This window comes from Verrucosispora sp. NA02020 (assembly GCF_013364215.1).
In the GTDB taxonomy this organism is placed as follows: Bacteria; Actinomycetota; Actinomycetes; order Mycobacteriales; family Micromonosporaceae; genus Micromonospora.
In genome coordinates this window covers 707,211-723,802 of sequence record NZ_CP054923.1, presented here as the reverse complement: position 1 = coordinate 723,802, position 16,592 = coordinate 707,211, and the positions used below count along the sequence as shown (strand labels likewise).

General features: G+C 70.4%; 18 protein-coding genes and 1 tRNA gene. 7 read left to right on the top strand and 12 right to left on the bottom strand.

Annotated elements, in window-relative coordinates; all coding sequences use genetic code 11:
* Nucleotides 1-11 precede the first annotated feature (11 nt).
* The 6 genes from HUT12_RS03435 to HUT12_RS03415 all read right to left on the bottom strand — a co-directional run bounded on the left by HUT12_RS03435 (nucleotide 12) and on the right by HUT12_RS03415 (nucleotide 3,673).
* Nucleotides 12-84 (bottom strand) — tRNA-Arg (locus tag HUT12_RS03435).
* Nucleotides 85-451: 367 nt separating this feature from the next.
* Nucleotides 452-1,015, bottom strand: coding sequence for an FAD-dependent oxidoreductase (locus HUT12_RS03430; RefSeq protein ID WP_368660225.1), 564 nt, complete (start codon nucleotides 1,013-1,015; stop codon nucleotides 452-454).
* A complete protein-coding gene (locus HUT12_RS32635; protein WP_254876706.1) occupies nucleotides 978-1,214 on the bottom strand; it encodes a hypothetical protein in 237 nt (78 codons plus the stop codon). Before HUT12_RS32635 ends, HUT12_RS03430 begins: the two co-directional genes overlap by 38 nt.
* A 48-nt stretch (nucleotides 1,215-1,262) precedes the next feature.
* Nucleotides 1,263-1,787 carry a transposase gene (locus tag HUT12_RS03425; protein ID WP_176092450.1) on the bottom strand — a complete coding sequence of 175 codons (525 nt, stop codon included), beginning with the start codon at nucleotides 1,785-1,787 and terminating at the stop codon, nucleotides 1,263-1,265.
* A 414-nt stretch (nucleotides 1,788-2,201) separates the two neighbouring features.
* Complete coding sequence (locus HUT12_RS03420) at nucleotides 2,202-3,353, bottom strand: hypothetical protein (RefSeq protein WP_176092449.1); 1,152 nt, start codon at nucleotides 3,351-3,353, stop codon at nucleotides 2,202-2,204.
* A complete protein-coding gene (locus tag HUT12_RS03415) occupies nucleotides 3,350-3,673 on the bottom strand; it encodes a calcium-binding protein (protein WP_254876705.1) in 324 nt (107 codons plus the stop codon). Before HUT12_RS03415 ends, HUT12_RS03420 begins: the two co-directional genes overlap by 4 nt.
* A gap of 61 nt (nucleotides 3,674-3,734) precedes the next feature.
* Between HUT12_RS03415 and HUT12_RS03410 the strand changes: the two genes are divergently transcribed.
* The 3 genes from HUT12_RS03410 to HUT12_RS03400 all read left to right on the top strand — a co-directional run bounded on the left by HUT12_RS03410 (nucleotide 3,735) and on the right by HUT12_RS03400 (nucleotide 7,376).
* Nucleotides 3,735-6,083, top strand: coding sequence for a DEAD/DEAH box helicase (locus HUT12_RS03410; RefSeq protein ID WP_176092448.1), 2,349 nt, complete (start codon nucleotides 3,735-3,737; stop codon nucleotides 6,081-6,083).
* A gap of 85 nt (nucleotides 6,084-6,168) precedes the next feature.
* On the top strand, nucleotides 6,169-6,735 hold the full coding sequence (locus HUT12_RS03405; RefSeq protein WP_176092447.1) for a hypothetical protein: 567 nt from the start codon (nucleotides 6,169-6,171) through the stop codon (nucleotides 6,733-6,735).
* 2 nt (nucleotides 6,736-6,737) lie between these two features.
* Entirely contained in the window at nucleotides 6,738-7,376 is a 639-nt protein-coding gene (locus HUT12_RS03400) for a nucleotidyl transferase AbiEii/AbiGii toxin family protein (protein ID WP_176092446.1), read from the top strand.
* Nucleotides 7,377-7,796: 420 nt separating this feature from the next.
* On the opposite strand, the gene HUT12_RS03395 is transcribed toward HUT12_RS03400, so the two are convergent.
* The 4 genes from HUT12_RS03395 to HUT12_RS03380 form a co-directional block, all read right to left on the bottom strand.
* Nucleotides 7,797-8,333: a hypothetical protein gene (locus HUT12_RS03395; RefSeq protein ID WP_217705943.1), complete on the bottom strand. Its 537-nt coding sequence runs from the start codon at nucleotides 8,331-8,333 to the stop codon at nucleotides 7,797-7,799.
* Nucleotides 8,334-8,436: 103 nt separating this feature from the next.
* Nucleotides 8,437-9,015, bottom strand: coding sequence for a hypothetical protein (locus HUT12_RS03390; protein ID WP_176092445.1), 579 nt, complete (start codon nucleotides 9,013-9,015; stop codon nucleotides 8,437-8,439).
* Entirely contained in the window at nucleotides 9,012-10,349 is a 1,338-nt protein-coding gene (locus tag HUT12_RS03385; protein WP_176092444.1) for a hypothetical protein, read from the bottom strand. The genes HUT12_RS03390 and HUT12_RS03385 overlap by 4 nt, the downstream gene beginning before the upstream one ends.
* The gene (locus HUT12_RS03380; protein ID WP_131051353.1) at nucleotides 10,346-11,113 is read right to left on the bottom strand and encodes an ABC transporter ATP-binding protein; all 768 of its coding nucleotides are present in this window, start codon (nucleotides 11,111-11,113) and stop codon (nucleotides 10,346-10,348) included. Before HUT12_RS03380 ends, HUT12_RS03385 begins: the two co-directional genes overlap by 4 nt.
* A gap of 186 nt (nucleotides 11,114-11,299) precedes the next feature.
* On the opposite strand from HUT12_RS03380, the gene HUT12_RS03375 reads away from it, so the two are divergent.
* Nucleotides 11,300-12,517, top strand: a complete 1,218-nt coding sequence (locus HUT12_RS03375; RefSeq protein WP_131051352.1) for a sensor histidine kinase — start codon at nucleotides 11,300-11,302, stop codon at nucleotides 12,515-12,517.
* Nucleotides 12,514-13,182, top strand: a complete 669-nt coding sequence (locus HUT12_RS03370) for a response regulator transcription factor (protein ID WP_131051351.1) — start codon at nucleotides 12,514-12,516, stop codon at nucleotides 13,180-13,182. The genes HUT12_RS03375 and HUT12_RS03370 overlap by 4 nt, the downstream gene beginning before the upstream one ends.
* Before the next feature lie 22 nt (nucleotides 13,183-13,204).
* On the opposite strand, the gene HUT12_RS03365 is transcribed toward HUT12_RS03370, so the two are convergent.
* Nucleotides 13,205-13,804, bottom strand: coding sequence for a TetR/AcrR family transcriptional regulator (locus HUT12_RS03365; RefSeq protein WP_254876704.1), 600 nt, complete (start codon nucleotides 13,802-13,804; stop codon nucleotides 13,205-13,207).
* Between the two features lie 88 nt (nucleotides 13,805-13,892).
* Between HUT12_RS03365 and HUT12_RS03360 the strand changes: the two genes are divergently transcribed.
* On the top strand, nucleotides 13,893-14,915 hold the full coding sequence (locus HUT12_RS03360; RefSeq protein WP_131051349.1) for an aldo/keto reductase: 1,023 nt from the start codon (nucleotides 13,893-13,895) through the stop codon (nucleotides 14,913-14,915).
* A gap of 71 nt (nucleotides 14,916-14,986) precedes the next feature.
* On the opposite strand, the gene HUT12_RS03355 is transcribed toward HUT12_RS03360, so the two are convergent.
* Nucleotides 14,987-15,637 carry a TetR/AcrR family transcriptional regulator gene (locus HUT12_RS03355; protein WP_176092442.1) on the bottom strand — a complete coding sequence of 217 codons (651 nt, stop codon included), beginning with the start codon at nucleotides 15,635-15,637 and terminating at the stop codon, nucleotides 14,987-14,989.
* A gap of 135 nt (nucleotides 15,638-15,772) precedes the next feature.
* Here HUT12_RS03355 and HUT12_RS03350 point away from each other — a divergent pair, with 135 nt between their 5' ends.
* Nucleotides 15,773-16,477, top strand: a complete 705-nt coding sequence (locus HUT12_RS03350; protein ID WP_176092441.1) for a hypothetical protein — start codon at nucleotides 15,773-15,775, stop codon at nucleotides 16,475-16,477.
* The last annotated feature ends 115 nt before the right edge of the window (nucleotides 16,478-16,592 follow it).

Here is a 16,592-nt window from a genome sequence, read left to right as displayed (position 1 = left end):
GATCTTCGAGGTGCCCCCGGCAGGATTCGAACCTGCGACACACGGTTTAGGAAACCGATGCTCTATCCCCTGAGCTACGAGGGCCGGACGATCAACGCCGCTCGGCGGCGGCTGTCAGCGTACCGCAGGAAGCTCCCGGGGTGATCAGCGCTGGCACCGCCACCAGCGGATCACCCACGCCCGCACGTCGCCGGGCCGACCGGGCCGTCCGTCATCGGCGGCCACGGTCGCGCGACGCCGTTTACCTACGGTCACCGGCTGCGGAGCACACACCGCGCACATCACCAAAGATCATCTACCGGTTGGTAGTCTGCCGCTCGCGGCTGATCTTCGCGGGCAGTCGTGCAATCGGGCTCGCCGCTGGAGGCCTGCCCCACATCTCGGTTGCGAGCTGATCGTGGCCGGCTGGGAGTCGCCGAACATCCGTTCGTCAGCCATCCGCATGTCGGCCTCATCGCGGGCGCACCGCTCGTGCCACCGCCTCTGAAGCGCAGCCCCAGCACAGCGTGAGTCCTGCCCCGCCGTGGCCGTAGTTGTGGATCACACGGATGCCGTCGAGTCGTTCCTGCTCGACACGGACGCACGGCCGTGTGGGGCGCAGACCGACCCGGTGGGCGATGACCCGGGCGTCCCGAAGACGTGGCTCGATCTCGGCGCAGCGGGTGATGATCGCCGCAGCGGTGTCCGGATCGGGTTCTCTGCTCCAGTCGCCGGGCAGCGCGGTCCCGCCGACGACGACTGTCTCGCCGTGGGGGTAGAGGTGCGTCAGGTCCGGTGAGAGGCCCGTGTCCTCGGAGAAGAACTCGGTGATGCCGGGGTTCTTAACCACGACGAGCTGTCCGCGTATCGGAACCAGCTCAGGATCGGGTACGAGGTGCCGAGCGCCCAGGCCGGCGCAGTTGACGACAACAGGAGTGACACCAGCGGCCTGGTCGAACGCGTCGATCCGCCGAATCTCGACCACGCCGCCGGCCCCTTCATATCGCCGCCGCAGGTAGCCGAGATAGACCGGCATGTCGACCAGCGGCGCGATGTATCGCCACCCGGAGACGAAGCCGTCCGGAAGCTCGCCCGCCCCACAAATCCGGAACCGTGGTGCCGATGCCGGGCAGGCTGGTGACGATCTCTCCCAGTTCGTGCTCGGCGACCACTGCGGTGATGGTTTTCTCGATGGCGATGATGCGGTCGTTGACCGCTTCCAGATCGGTCGCCATCTGCGCCACGATCCCGGCCGCAGTGGCCTTCCCCGCGATGGCGACGGTCTACGTCCGCGCGGCAGTGAGGACTTTGACGGTCAGCGCCTTGGCGGCCCGCACGCCGTGCTGGCGCAGGTAGGCAAGGATGCAAGCTTCGCCGGCACGGCGCAGCCCGCCGGGGGTCTGCCACTGGACGAGGAGCCGAAGCGCGCCCTTGCTGCGCAGGTTCAGCGTCTTCTCCAGGGCGGGGCTGATCATGGTCAGTAGGTCCTGGATGCGGGCGGTGATGCGGACCCGGTCGGCGACCAGGTCCAGGCGGGCGATGACGTACGCGTCGTGAGCGTCGGTCTTGCGTTCGCCGTGGAACGCCTCCGCCATCCGCGAGGTGACGGTGCCGCTGACGTAGCGCACGTCCGCGCCCCGGTCGAACAGGACCGCCAACAGCAGCGAGGCAGGTCCACCCCGCAGGTCGACGGCCCAGCGGATCGGCTTACGACGCTTACCGAGCCGTCCAGCGATGCCGGAAATGGCCTGCTGGTCGTTGGGGATCTTCTCGGACAGAACGACGGTATCGTCGTCGACGACGCACACGTGGTGGTGGGTCTTGCCGCCATCGGACGCCGGCCCACAGGCTGCCCACCGGGCATCACCCTCTTCGGTTGTCTGATCAAGGGGCGTGGACCCGCCGCGGTTCAGTAGTCACAACTTCGGAAGGGGCGATCGGTCGCAAGTCTCCATTCAGTGCTGATACAGCGGTCATCAGCGAGGGCCGGGGCGTCCTACTCCGAGCTGGCCATGACGTCGGCGGCACACACCCAGACAGTCACCCGACCCTCCGGGTCCACCCCGCCAAACGGCGCGGTTCGATGTCCGGTTGCGGGTCCCGACGGACGCCTGGAGCGCACCGCCGCCGGCGTCGACTGTCTGGGGCGTCAGACTGGCACGCCGCACCGGCCCTCCACGATCCTCGTCGCACCTTGGCGATGGTCAGCGGGGCACCATGCGTCAGGTTTCGAGACCTGTGCGGTTGAGGCGTTCGAGCAGGCTGGGCTTGCGGGCGTGCACCGTCCGTAGCTCGGTCAGGCGATTTCGGAACGATGTGCTGTCTCCGTCTCGTTTAGCGAGGTCGCGCAGGTCGACGAGGAGTTGAACGGCGGTGTCGTACTCGCGGGGTTTCTTCGTGGCGATGAGTTCGGTGACCCGCTGCCAGGCGGCGGGTTGGTCGACTGCGAGGGTGTCAAGGTGTCGTTGCCGTGCTGCCGCAGCGGACCGTTCGCGGCGAATCCGGTCGCGTTCGCGTTGCTCGGCGTCCCGTCGTTCCCGTTCGGCGCGCAACTTCGCGGCGGTGGCGAGCAGTTGCCGGGCGGTGCGGGTGGCTGCCGGGGCGGGGGCATCGGTGCGGTGTTCGTCGTGGTAGCGGCGTAGTAGTCGGCTGCGTAGGTGGCTGTCGCCGCTGGTGATCAGGTCGGTCAGGATGGTGTCCTTGTCCTGGGCGGGCAGCCCGGCGACCCAGGTGCGTAGTTGCCCGGCGGTCAGTTCACCGGAGGCGGCCGGCGACGACCCGGCCGCCGCAGCCGCGATCAGATCGGGGTCGATGCGCAGGAACTCGGCGACGGCGGTGAGGGCCGCGTCGAGGGTGCCCAGTCCGGCGGGGACGGGCGGTTCGGGCTCGTCGTCGGCGATCTCGGTGGACTGTACGCAGCGGAGCCAGGCCAGGTGGAGCAGGCGCAGGTCGCCGGCGGCGAGGCCGGCCCGGACCGGGATGATGGAGGCGAGCAGGCCGTGGCCGTCGAGGTCCCACTCGTCGGCGCCGTCCTCGTCCTCGTCGTGCAGGTCGATGATGACGTGCTTGCCGGCGGTCCAGACAGATGCGCTGTCACCCTGGCAGTACTGGGCGACGGTGGCGGGGTCGAGCAGGTGTTTCGGTAGTCGCAGCATGAGCTGGCGGGTGCCCCAGTTGGCCAGGTACAGGTGCGCGTCGAAGTACCGTTCCATCAGCGTGCGCGGGTCGCCCTTGAAGTCGCCCCACTCGTAGGTGTTGACGAAGCTGGAGGCGGTGATGTCGGCCCGGGTCGACAGCGACCGCAGCGCGGCCCGCTCCCGGTCGCTGAGAGGCCGGTCGACGGTGGTGAACTCGTAGTACTGGTACTCGCTCATCGCCGGCCTACCTCCCGGCCCAGTGCCGGTAGGCGTCGATCCACCCGGTACCGTCCGGCGCGGGAGTGGGTAGCGGCAGGGTCGAGGAGATCGATTCTCTGCTGGTGGCGGCCTCGGGCGCAGACCGCGACGATACTGTCCGCGGTCAGGTCGACCTTGCGCACGGTGACCTCGACGCCGAGGACGGTGGTGGTGAACGGCACCGCCAGATGCTCCTCGATCATGGTGAACAGGCCGGTGAGCTGTTGGTCGTCGCCGTACGCATCGACGGTGGCTTCCTCGATCATCGCCTCCAGCGCGGCGGTTCCCTTCGATGCCATCCGCGGAGGCTAGCGGACCGGTGTCGGGGAGTTCGGAGCCTGGTGCGCGAGGATGGTCGGCATGGGTTCGGTGGCCGAGTTCGTCGATCTTCGGCGGGAGGTGGAGCGGTTACGGGCGGAGAACGCCCGGATGGCGCGTCTGCTGGAGCTGCGCGGCCAGGACACGACTGCGGCACCGGAGCAGTTGTCCGCGCCGGTGGAGCCGCCAGGGCTGGTCACCATGGCGTCGCCCACGCAGGACAAGCTGACCTTGTTCGCCGACCGGTTCCGAGCCCGGGCCGACGTGTACGCCGTGCGGTGGGACAACGCCCGTACCGGCGCTGCCGGGTGGATGCCCGCAGTCGCCGGTGGCTGGCGGAAGGGTATGGACCGGCGCGGTGCCGCCTACCTGCCCCGCACGACGGAGGTCGTCGCGGCGCATCTGGTCGGCGACGTGTTCATGGGCCTGTACCCGCTGATGCCCGGCAACACCTGCCACTTCGTCGTGGCCGACTTCGACGGTTCGACGGCGATGCTCGACGCCCTCGCGTACGTGAAGGCGGCGCGAGCCAGCGCGGTGCCTGCTGCGTTGGAGATCTCCCAGTCAGGCCGCGGCGCCCACGTGTGGGTCTTCTTCACCGGCGCGGTCCCGGCCGCCACGGGGCGGGCCGTCGGCACGGTCCTGCTGCGGGAGGCGATGGTGCTGCGCGGGTCGATGGACCTGCGCTCGTACGATCGGCTCTTCCCCAACCAGGACGTCCTGCCCGAGGGTGGCTTCGGCAACCTCATCGCCGCACCCCTGCAGGGCCGCCGCCGCAAGGACGGACTGACCACGTTTCTCAACCTCGGCACGCTCGAGCCGTACGCCGACCAGTGGGCGTTCCTGTCGACGCTGGACCGGCTCAGCCCCGGCGACGCCGAACACATCGCCCGGCAAGCGAAGCAAGCCGTCACCGGTGCTGACCTCGCCACGATGAGCCGGTCCGCCGCGACCCAGGTCCATCCACCGCTACCTCCGGTGGTCCACGCGGAGGCAGGTGCCGGGCTGAGTATCGACGCCAGGCAGCTCACCCCCGCCGCGCTGGCGACGTTCAAGCACGCCGCTGCCATGGCGAACCCGAAGTTCTACGAGCTGCAACGACTCCGCAAGTCCACCTGGGACACACCCCGCTTCATCCAGGGCTACGACCTCACCCTCGATGACCGCCTGGTACTCCCGCGGGGACTGCGGCACACCACCGCCACCATCGTCGAACGCGCCGCATCGCGGCTGGCAGTCACGGACGCACGAAACTCCGGCACCGAGATCGACATCGCGTTCACCGCCGAACTCACCAGCAGACAGGCCACCGCGGTCGGCGCACTTCTCGCCCACGACGACGGAATCCTGGTCGCCCCACCCGGCTCCGGCAAGACCGTCATGGCCTGCGCCGTGATCGCCGAACGCAACACCTCCACCCTCGTCCTCGTCGACCGCAAGGCCCTCGCCGACCAGTGGCGCACCCGCATCCAACAGTTTCTCGGCATCAAGCCCGGTCAACTCGGCGGCGGCCGACGCAAGCTCACCGACACGGTGGACATCGCACTGCTGCCCTCCCTCGCGCGGCGCGACGACGTCGCCACCCTGACCAACGGGTACGGGCACGTCATCGTCGACGAATGCCACCACCTCGGCGACGCCGCATACGAGCACTCGGTCAAACGGATCGCCGCGCAGTTCTGGCTCGGCCTCACCGCCACCCCCACCCGACGCGACGGCCTCGGCCAACTCGTCACCTGGCAACTCGGACCCGTCCGCCACACCCTGACCGACGAAGAACAAGGCACCCTCGCGGCAGCGATGCACGCCGACTCCGGACCACATCGAGCGCTATTCATCCACGAGACCACATTCCAACCCGGCGACATCGACCTGGACGCACCCGGCGCGCTCGCCGAAGTGCACCGGCGACTGGCCCTCGACGAGCCACGCAACACCCAGATCGCCGATGATGTCGCCGCAGCCCTGACGCGCGGGCGCAACTGTCTCGTCCTGACCCGACGGGTCGCCCAGGTCGAGGCCCTCACCGCTCTGCTCGCCGCACGCGGACACCAGCCACTCGTGCTCCAAGGCGCGATGAGCACCCGCGAACGGCGGACCATCGTCGACCGGCTCGACGGCGCCAAGATCGGCGACGGCCTGCTCGTCATCGGCACCACACCGTTCATCGGTGAAGGCTTCGACGCCCCCGCCCTCGACACCCTCTTCCTCGCCGGCCCGATCTCCTACGACGGCCTGCTCGTCCAATGCGCCGGCCGCGTCATCCGCGCCGCACCCGGCAAGGAACTCGCCGAGGTCCACGACTACCACGACCCGGCCGCCCCCATCCTCGCCGCCTCACTCCCACGCCGCATGCCCGGATACCGGGCCCTCGGGTTCACCAGAACATGAGTGCATCCGATCTGGCTCGTCCCGCCGGCTACGGGGATACCACAAGAGGCCAAGCGCGCTTGGCCTAGCGTAGTAGGCTACGGGCATGGGCCGGTTCTCCGAGGATGAGCTGCACGCGGTGGTCTCCCGGTACGAAGCGACGCGCGTGGCCGCGTTGACCGAGCGGGACGAGCGACTACGGGCGTTTCACGCGGCCGGCTGGCGGCCGGTGGATCTGCAGCGGGTCACCGGGTACAGCCGGGAGACGATACGCCAGGCGCTACGACCGGAAGTCCGACGGGCGACCAACATCAGCCGACGCAGGACATCGCCCCAGCCGCCAGCGGACTACCAGCCCTACGGCGACCGGAAGCCCTACGTGGTGGCCGAGGCTCTCGACGCGATGCACGGCCCCACCGAAGGCACGGTCACGCTTCCGCGTCATCTCGACTGGTCCGGGCACCCCGAGTACGACCTGAATCGGGCCGCACGCCTGGCCAGCATGTACAAGGTGGTGCTCACCGAAGCCGCCACGGTCGAGGATCTCAACACCTGGCTCGACGCCGACCTCCTCCGGCGGCTCTGGCCCACCCTCTGGCTGCCACCCCAGCTCCGCCAGCGCTGGGAGGACGCCTTCCCCGAACTCGCCGCCACCCGCAGCAACGCGGCATAGCGGTGGACCCCTTCCACGAACGCCTCGCCCGTACCGGACTCGCGGCAGCCGATCGATACGGCTTCGCGCTGGCCGGCGGCTACGCGGTCCAGGCCGCCGGTCTCGTCGAGCGACCAAGCGAGGACGTCGACCTGTTCACCGCCTGGGACCGCCGCGACGAGTTCACCGCCGCGGTCGTTGCCGTCGTGCACGCCTACCGAGACGACGGCCTCACCGTCGAGACCGAGCGGCAGTACGACACCTTCGCCCGGCTGGCCGTCACCGACGGTACGCGGGTTTCCAAGGTCGAACTCGGCGTGGACTGGCGCGCCAACGAACCGATCCTCATGGCGATCGGACCGGTCCTCCACCCCGACGACGCGGTCGCGAACAAGATGAGCGCCCTCTACGGACGAGCGTTCGCCCGGGACTTCATCGACATCGACGCCACGCTCCGGTCCGGCCGCTACACCCGCGACGCCCTTCTCGCTCTCGCGCAGCGCGCCGACCGTGGCTTCGATCCGCGCATCTTCGCCGACGCTCTCGGACAAGCCACCCAGCTCGATCCCGACGACTTCGCCCAATACGGCGTCACCGGCCACGCGCTGGACAATCTCCATAACCGATTCGCCGAATGGCGTCGCGAACTGCTCGGCGAGTAGAAATCCGCTCGACTTACCACTGATCGGTCCGCTGATCCTGCGGCACTCCGTTGACGTTGGAAGGCACCCTGCACTCTTGATCCAATCAAGAATGACCAGGACAAACGCCGCTTCAGCAATAGATCACAGCAGCGCCGCTAAGCGACAGGCCAACGTGGGGAAAATGCGGAAAACAACAGGTCATCGGCCTGCATAAACGGGCAGCGACCGGTGTTAGGAAACCGATGCTCTATCCCCTGAGCTACGAGGGCCGGACGATCAACGCCGCGCGGCGGCGGCTGTCAGCGTACCGCAGGAAGCTCCCGGGGTGATCAGCGCTGGCACCGCCACCAGCGGATCACCCACGCCCGCACGTCGCCGGGCGGGTTGGTGTCCGGGGCGAGACGGGCCGGAGGGGACCACGACCGCAGGGATGCCTCCTCAGTCGGTGCTGCCTCGATGGTGATAGTCCGCCGGGGGCGGCTGCTGCCGGCTGCGGCGCAGGTCCTGGACGAGCCGTGGTGATCGTCCTCGGGCGACCTGCGACAACCAGGTGCGCAGCGGGTAGCTCAGCCTCACCACGAAGTAGTTCACATACTCGAGCACACCGAACAGCCAGATTCCGACCACCAGGGCGCTCATGGCGAGGGAGTCCGGGAACCATACGAGCACCCCGACCAGACCGCCGGCGAGGATGGCCACATCGACCACGCGAAATACGCGATACACCGCCGCGAGCCCGCGCGGCATGTGGCCCGTCCCGATCCAGCGACGCGCGAGCAGCCAGTACGCCCCGCCCTGAATCAGGATCAGCAGGAGCGGAACGAGCGCGGACCACAGAGCGCGTACATCCGTCGGGTCTGCGAATCGTGGTGTGACCCGCCATGCCACCACGGCGAACACCACGACGGAAACGAGCTCCCCGCTGCCGATACTCACATACCGCTGCCGCATCTTCTTGTGCTGCTGGGAGGACACCGGTCGAGTATGCGCTGCGCCGCGGATCTCCCAGCGAACAGCCCATCGACCGGCGACCCGCCGGACCACGGGCGCCGAGCGACGGACCACGGGCGGAACGGGGTCAGCTGACCGGGCTGATCAGGCGGGGACCACGGATCACGTAGGCGCTCACACCGATCACCGCGAGGACCCCTGCGGTCACCATGGCCGCGACACTGTCCGACGGCTGGCCCGCCCAGGTGAGCAGGTACAGCGCGAACGGCTCCGGGACGGCCGGGATGGCGGCCGACACGCAACCCACGACGACCGGCAGCGTCCAGGCCAGTCGCCGACCGAACACCACCACCGCCAGTGCGGCCAGCCCGGTGAAGCCCGCCGCGTCCCGCAGGACGATGCCGACCGGCGCCGTCGTCACGGCCGTCACCACGGCGGACGCGACCACGAAGATGGCGGCCAGGTGTGCCGCTCGGCGCGGGGCCCAGCGGATCGCGGCGGTCGCGTCCAGGGTGCCGTCCGGCCCGCCGAGGCCGTACCCGAGGACGGCCACACCCAGCGCCAGGGCGAGGGCGGCGGTGGTCACGGCGTGGCTGGGGTGGGTCTGGATGGCGCCGAACCAGGCGAGAAGGGCCATGGCCGGCACCGCGAACAGCAGCCCGCCCGGCACCTCACGGGAGCGCAGGAACAGCAGCGCGGGCGTCATCGGTCGGCGCCGATGCCGAGGGCGGCTGCCTGGTCACCGCAGGTCAGGCCGGCAGCGCGGACGGCGGCGACCCGGCGTAGCTGCTCGTCGGCGGGGAGCGCGGTGAAGGTCTGCCACATCTGCTCCCGCACGGCCTGTTCGTCCCCGAAGAGGCTCTGACCGGGCACCGGGTGAGTGCCGTGCAGCCAGGCCGCCGCCACGGAGCGGGCGCGCAGCACGTCGAGGTACGCGTCGTCGTCGGCGCGGACGCAGAGCGGCGTACCGGCACCGGCCAGGATGCGGGCGGTCAGCTCGGCGGGATCGTCGGTGGCACCGAGGTTGTCGGTGTCCACCCACGCCTCGGAAGCTGGCTGTGGGCGGTCGCGGCCGGGTGCCGCCTCGTGGACCGAGGTCGGCGCGTCCGGCAGCGTGGCCATCATGCGCAGTGCTTCCCGGGCCGGTGCGACGAGAGCGGGCAGCTCCCGGCTGTGGGCGGCGGTGACGCAGACCCGTGGCCCGTCGTCGGTGGTGCAGACCTCGGCGACTGCGGCCGGGTCGACCGGGAACGCCTCCTCCAGCGGGACGGTCAGCATCGGCGCGGCGAGCGCCAGGCCGAGTGCCGGCGGGACGACGGCGAGCAGCCGTACCAGCGGGTTCCTCACGAGGAACAGCACCAGTCCCCCGGCGGCCAACCCACCGAACCACCAGGCCTGGCCCGCGCTCACCGCGCTGGCGACCATCTCGAACTCGGAGATCGTGCTGGTGAAGAAGGGCAGCAGGAGGGCCGCGCCGGGGTCCGTGGCCTCGCTGGGCCGGGTCAGCTCGATCGCCGCGAGAAGTCCGGCGAGACCACCCACACCCAGGACCGCAGGGGTGTACGCGAACGGCAGCAACCGGCCCACGCCGAGGCCGAGCCACCCGGCGGCGACCAGGGCCAGTACGCCGACCAGCGTCACCGCCGGCCAACCGGTGCCCGGGTACCCGGCGGTGGCGGCGACCTTCGGTGCCCCGCCGAGCAGCACGAGCAGGAAACCGGCAGCGAGGCAGGCCGCCGTGACCACGGCGAACGGGCCGGTGCGCCGCCAGCGGGGAGCCGGTGTGGTGCCGAGCAGTTCCTCGATCCGGTGGCGTCGGTCCCGGCCGGCCTGCCAGGCGCCGGCCGCCAGCGCCAGCGGCCAGAGAATCACCAGCATGATGCGCTGGAAGACGGCGAGGAGGTTCCACTGCTGGTCCCAGAGGGCGGTCTGCCCGGTGAACGCGAGCACATAGAGTCCCGCCACGCCGAGCGCGGCGGTCACGGCACCCGCGAGAAGCGCGTCGGAACGGCGTAGCTCGATCCGGAGGATGCGGTTCACGGCGCCACCACCAGTCCGGCGCGGTGCCGCCCGATCAGCGCCGAGTAGCCGCGTTCGATCGGGCTGTCCCCGGCGTCGCCGGGACCGCCGGCCGCCGCGATGTCGTCCGGCGTGCCGTGGAACACGATCCGGCCGGCGTCGGCGAGTACGACGCTGGTGCAGGCGGCGGCCACATCCTCGACGAGGTGGGTCGAGACGACGACGCAGGAGCGTTCGCCGAGGTCACGCAGCAGGGCCCGGAAGTCGAGCCGCTGCTGCGGGTCGAGGCCCACGGTCGGCTCGTCGAGCAGCAGCAGGTCCGGCTCGTTCACGATCGCCTGGGCGATGCCGGCGCGTCGCAGCATGCCACCGGAGAGCGCCTTCATCCGGGAGTCGGCCCGGTCGGTCAGACCGACCCGCTCGATCGCGTGGCGTACGGCACGGCGACGTCGGCCGCCGGGTACGTCCTTGGTCCACGCCATGTACTCGACGAACTCGGACACGGTGAAGCGCGGGTAGTAGCCGAACTCCTGGGGCAGGTAGCCCAGGCCACGCCGCACCGCCCGCAGGTCGGGCCGCGAATCCATCGACTGTCCCCGCAACCGGAGCCGACCCGCGTACGGGGGCAGCACGGTGGCCAGCGCCCGGATCAGGGTGGTCTTGCCGGCGCCGTTCGGGCCGAGCAGCCCGTGGACGCCGGGACCCAGGTCCAGGTCGACGCCGTCGACGGCCACGTACCGGCCGGTTCTCACTCGCAGGCCCTCGGCCTGCACTGTCGTTGCCACGATCTTCTCCGCTCGTCTGTTCGGTGCGGTGTCGATCGTGCGTTGCCGGGGCGGGCGCACACCTCGGCCGTGTTGCCGAGCGATCCGGCGGGGAGTCGGCCGAAAGAACTACGCCGCCTGCACGCCGGTGTCGTACCGTGGCCTTCCGTGTTCGTTATCTTTCCGGGCCCTCGCAGGTCACAGCGGGTGACGGCGGGTCTGCTCGCCGCCGTGGCGGCGGTCCTCGTCGTCCTCGAAGGGCTGGACGGCCCCACCCTGCCCGCCACGCTCGGCCTGATCGTCAGCGGGCTGCTCGCGGTCGCCGTGGTGCTGCTCGCCGAGGCCCGCCCGATCGCCCTCGCCGTGGCGGCGGCGGTCTCTCTCGCGGTCTCGGCCGCCTTCGGGCTCGTGCCGACGCTCCGCCCGGAGCACACCTTCGGCATCGTGGAACTCGCCGTGCTCTCGGTGGCGGTGATCCGCCTGGTCATGCAGCATCCGCTCCGGCGCGCGGCGGGTCCGGCCGCCCTGGCGATCCTCGCGATCGCCGTGCTGCCGACCCGGGTCCTGCTCCATCCGGTCAACGCGGGAACGATGTCGCAGTACGGCGACGTGCTCGTCGTCGCGCTGACCGCCTGGGTGCTGTTCCTGGCGCTGCTCGGCCTCTATCTGCGCCTGCTGGAGCGCCGCCGGGCCGACCTCGACCGGCTGGCCCGGCAGGCGGAGCGCATGGACCACGCCCGCGACCTGCACGACTACGTCGCCCATCACGTGACCGCGATCGTCGCGCAGACGCGTGCCATCCGATTCGTCACGAGTTCCGGTGCCGCGCCGTCGGCCGAGGATCTGGACGAGTTGCTGGCCGGCGTCGAACAAGCCGGCGGGCAGGCCCTCACCTCGATGCGCAAGCTCGTCGGCATCCTGCGCGACGAGACACCCGCCACCGCGACCGCGCATGCCGGTCTGGACGAGATGCTCACCGAGGTCGTCGGCACCCTGACGCCTGGACATCCCCCGCCGACGGTCTCGGTCGACGAGGCGCTGTCCGACCGGCCGTGGCCCCCGGCCAGCCTCGACGCGGCGCACCATACCGTCCTGGAGGCCCTGACGAACGTGTTGCGCCACACCAGCGGAACGACCCGGATCGACATCCGGGTCCGGGTCCACCCCGATCGACCCGATCACGCCGAGGTGATGGTCGAGAACGACGGCCGTCCGACCGTGTCGCCGCTACCGGCTGGCGGCTTCGGCCTGACCGGCCTCGGCGAGCGGGTACGCGCCGCAGGCGGTGACCTCTCGGCCGGGTCGGTCGAGTCAGGTTGGCGGGTCACCGCCGTCCTGCCGATCACCGACCGCCCTGCGACGGGTCGATGGCGATCGGAGCTGCGCCGGGCAGCATCCGGAACAGCCGTGAAGGAGCTCAGATGACGATCCGACTTCTGCTCGCCGACGACCAGGACATGATCCGTACGGCGTTCCGCATGATCCTCACCACCCAGCCGGACATCGAGGTGGTGGCCGAGGCGGCGGACGGCGAGGCCGCCGTGGACCAGGCCCGCCGGCTCCGCCCCGACGTGTGCCTGCTCGACATCCGAATGCCGAAGCTCGACGGCCTCGAAGCGACCCGGCTGCTGGCCGGTCCGGGTGTCCGGAACCCGCTGAACGTCCTCATCGTGACCACCTTCGACCTAGACGAGTACGTGTACCGGGCGCTCCGCAACGGCGCCTGCGGGTTCCTGCTCAAGGACACGTCACCCAACCTGCTGGTGGAGGCGGTACGCGCCGCCGCCGCCGGGACCTCGCTGATCTCCCCGGCGGTGACCGTACGTCTGCTGTCGCACCTGGCACCGCGCCGAGGGGACGAACCCGAGACGCCGGAGGCGCCCCCCACCGAGCCGCTCACCGAACGCGAACTCGCCGTGGTCCGGCTCGTGGCGCACGGGAACACCAACGACGAGATCGCCGGACGGCTCTTCGTGACGCTGTCGACGGTCAAGACGCACCTGGCCAACGTGCAGCGCAAGCTCGCCGTTCGCAACCGCGTCGAGATCGCCGCCTGGGCATGGCGCAACGACGTCTGCTCCCCGCTCTGACGAAGGCCCTTTCCCCGTGGTCTCAGCGCTGCACGTCACCGGACCGTAGGCCGTTGACCAGGAGCGCGACCATGCGACGCGCGTAGTCGGGCTCCTCGTCCGGCATCGGCGCGCACAGCTTCGCGACCGCATAGATCAGGTCCTGCGGGCTGACCTCGGCCCGGATCTCGCCGGCCGCCGTCGCGCTGTCGAGCAGGGATTCGAGGGGCGGGCCCAGCTTCTCCATCAGATAGCCGGAGAGGCCGTCGTACGCCGGATTGCCGGAGTGCAACGCCGCGGCGAAGCCTCGTTTGGTCGCGACGAGCGCGGCGAGGCGGTCGAGCCACCCGGCGAGGGCGGCCAGCGGCTCGTGTGCGGCGGCCAGCGCCGGGCCCGCGTCGGCGCAGGCGTCGATCTCCCGCTCGATCACCGCTTTGATCAGGTCGGAGCGCTGGGGAAAGTGCCGGTAGAGCGTGCCGACCCCGACGCCGGCCAGATCGGTGATCTCCTTCGCGGGCGCGTCCACGCCGGCGGTGCCGAAGACCGTCTTCGCCGCGTCGAGCAGCGCGTCGACGTTGCGCTGCGCGTCGGTGCGCTTCCGGCGCGGCACCCGCCCGACCGCCTGTGGACCAGCCTCCGACACATCAACCCCCTTGCTGTTCCGGAAAGCTGTTCCGTATAGTTCCGGAAAACCATTCCGCTTTACCTGACAATACCGCGAGGAGACGATCATGCACTACCGCTCCCTGGGCCGGACCGGCATCAAGGTCAGTCCGTACGCGCTCGGCGCGCTGATGTTCGCCACCCAGGTCGGCAACCCCGACCCGCAGGACTCGGTCCGGGTGATCCACAAGGCACTCGACGCCGGCGTCAACCTCATCGACACCTCCGACGCGTACGGCGACTCGGAGGAGGTCGTCGGCCGGGCGCTCGTGGGGCGGCGGGACACCGTCGTCCTGGCCACCAAGTTCAGTCGGCCGACGGGCACCGACCCCAACCAGCAGGGCACGTCCCGACGCTGGATCATGACCGCGATCGAGGACTCCCTGCGCCGCCTGCGCACCGACCACATCGACCTGTACCAGGTGCACCGGCTGGACCCGGACACCGACATCGAGGAGACGCTCTCCGCGCTCACCGACCTGATCCGCGCCGGAAAGGTGCGGGCGATCGGATCGTCCAACACCCCGGCCGGTGACATCGTCGAGGCGCAGACGATCGCCGAACGACGCGGACTGGCACGGTTCCGCACCGAGCAGTCGCCGTACTCGATCCTCAACCGTGGCATCGAGAACGAGGTGCTGCCGACCGCCCAGCGCTACGGGATGGGCACGTTGGTCTGGGGCCCGCTCGGCCAGGGGATGCTCACCGGCCGGGTACGCAAGGGCGAGCAGAACGACCTGCGGCGGGCCCACCTCTTCCGCCACCTCACCGACGTACGCCGGATCGACGTCGTCGAACGGCTCGTCCCGCTCGCCGAGGAGGTCGGCGTGCCGCTGACCCACCTCGCCATGGCCTTCGCCATCGCGCACCCGGGCGTGACCAGCGCGCTGCTGGGTGCCCGCACCCTGGACCAGCTCGACGGCCTGCTCGACGGCGTCGACGTCGCGCTCTCCGACGACGTCCTCGACCGGATCGACGAGATCGTCCCGCCCGGCACCGACGTCACCCGACTCGACCAGGCATACGTGCCGCCGGCCCTGATCGAACCCGCCCTACGCCGCCGCCCGGTCGACGAGCGCCGCGCCGCGTGAGCCGGGCAGGGCGCGCGTCGCGTGAGCCGGGCAGGGCGCGCGTCGCGTGAGCCGGGCAGGGCGGACGGAGATCAACGCGCGCCGTAGGCGCGGATGAAGGCGCGTACGCCGTCGATCATGGTCTTTCTGACCCGGTCGGGATCGACGCGGGCCGGGTCGGGCTGCTGGTTGTAGGCCAACAGGACGGTCAGCGCGAAGAGGTGCTCGGTGGCCAGACGCGGGTCGTCGGTCTCCAGCAGGCCGGCCTCGGCGAAGCCGGCGACGTACTCCGCCATCAACTCCTCGGCCATGTCGGTCGACACGTCGTCGCTGGCGGTGGGGGTACGCAGGCGCTCCTGAGCGGCGAGGGCGAAGGCGGCGGCGTAGTCGGCGGACCCGACCATCGTCGTGCCGAAGTCGACGAGCAGTGCGGTCAGGGCCTCTTCGAGTCGGGCGACCGTGGTGATCGGCACCTCGGCGGAGAGGTGCTCGTCGAAGGCGTGATGGGCGGAGGCCAGCAGCGAGTCGGAGGCGTCCGCGAGGATGGCCAGGAAGAGACGCCGCTTGTCGCCGAAGTAGTCGTAGACGGTGGCCTTGGAGACCTTTGCCTCGGCCGCGACGGCGTCCATGCTCACCCGGTCGACGCCCTGCCGGACGAACAGCTCGCGCGCCGCCGCGAGGACCGCCTTCCGTTTGGCCGCCGCCCTCTCCCGCACCGGCTTCTCGGCCTGACCTGCTTCCACTGACCTCGCTCCTCGTCATCGTTGTGTCCGCCCAAGTGAACTATACCGTTCAGTCTTGCCCTACTGAACTGAACCGTTTAGTTTTTATCGAGCGTCGGCCCGACGCCACCACTCGACAGAGAGCACGAGAGAGCCATGCCCACAGCACCAGCCGTCCTGGGAGCCATCGCCGAAGCGCTGCTCGGGCGTACCGGCCGCGTCGAAGGCGTCACCGAGCCCTTTCCCGGCTTTCTCGACGTGCGCCTGCGTGCCGACCCACCACCTGGTGGCTGGCACCCCACCCACGAACTCCAGTTCCGCGTCACCCCCACGCGCAGCCGCCGGTACAACATCCGCACCGTCGACCCGGACCATGCCGACCGCATCGGTCTCCTCGTCGCCACCCGCGCCAACGGACCGGGCACCACCTGGGCGAAGAATCTCCGCGCAGGCGCCGAGACCACGATCCTGGCGGGCCGGCACATACCCTTGCGGCTGCCCGGCACCCGGCGGCTCCACCTCGGTGACAGCTCCGCCCTCGGCACGATCGACGCCCACACCCACGACCGCACCGGCCACCTCGTGGCCGTCGAGGTCCCGCCGGCCGCCGTCGCGGCACTCGCACAGCGATGGCCCCACCACCACTTCGTCCCCGCCGGCCCGCTGCCGGGCGACGCGATGGAGCACTGGCTGGAGAGGGCGATCGACGCCGGCACTCTCGACGGCATCGACGGCGCCCTGCTGCTCGGCCATGCGCAGTCCCTGCAACGGCACCGCACACACCTGCTTCGGCGCCAGGTACTGACGCGGAGGGCCATCGTCACGAAGCCGTACTGGGCGACCGGCAAAGAAGGTCTGTGACCCGATCACCCTGGCCGACGATCGCGCGGCCCGCGCCGAAAGCGGCCAGGGCCGCCGCGAGACGGACCCCGGCCGCACCGAATCCTGCGGCCGGTCGCGGCCCCGCCGGGCCCGC

What these genes read in the sequence shown, in the direction of transcription:
- HUT12_RS03430 (WP_368660225.1), bottom strand. Translation starts at nt 1,015, where the DNA reads ATGCCGGTCTATCTCGGCTACCTGCGGCGGCGATATGAAGGGGCCGGC.
- HUT12_RS32635 (WP_254876706.1), bottom strand. Translation starts at nt 1,214, where the DNA reads ATGGCGACCGATCTGGAAGCGGTCAACGACCGCATCATCGCCATCGAG.
- HUT12_RS03420 (WP_176092449.1), bottom strand. Translation starts at nt 3,353, where the DNA reads ATGAGCGAGTACCAGTACTACGAGTTCACCACCGTCGACCGGCCTCTC.
- HUT12_RS03415 (WP_254876705.1), bottom strand. Translation starts at nt 3,673, where the DNA reads ATGGCATCGAAGGGAACCGCCGCGCTGGAGGCGATGATCGAGGAAGCC.
- HUT12_RS03410 (WP_176092448.1), top strand. Translation starts at nt 3,735, where the DNA reads ATGGGTTCGGTGGCCGAGTTCGTCGATCTTCGGCGGGAGGTGGAGCGG.
- HUT12_RS03405 (WP_176092447.1), top strand. Translation starts at nt 6,169, where the DNA reads ATGGGCCGGTTCTCCGAGGATGAGCTGCACGCGGTGGTCTCCCGGTAC.
- HUT12_RS03390 (WP_176092445.1), bottom strand. Translation starts at nt 9,015, where the DNA reads ATGACGCCCGCGCTGCTGTTCCTGCGCTCCCGTGAGGTGCCGGGCGGG.
- HUT12_RS03370 (WP_131051351.1), top strand. Translation starts at nt 12,514, where the DNA reads ATGACGATCCGACTTCTGCTCGCCGACGACCAGGACATGATCCGTACG.
- HUT12_RS03360 (WP_131051349.1), top strand. Translation starts at nt 13,893, where the DNA reads ATGCACTACCGCTCCCTGGGCCGGACCGGCATCAAGGTCAGTCCGTAC.
- HUT12_RS03350 (WP_176092441.1), top strand. Translation starts at nt 15,773, where the DNA reads ATGCCCACAGCACCAGCCGTCCTGGGAGCCATCGCCGAAGCGCTGCTC.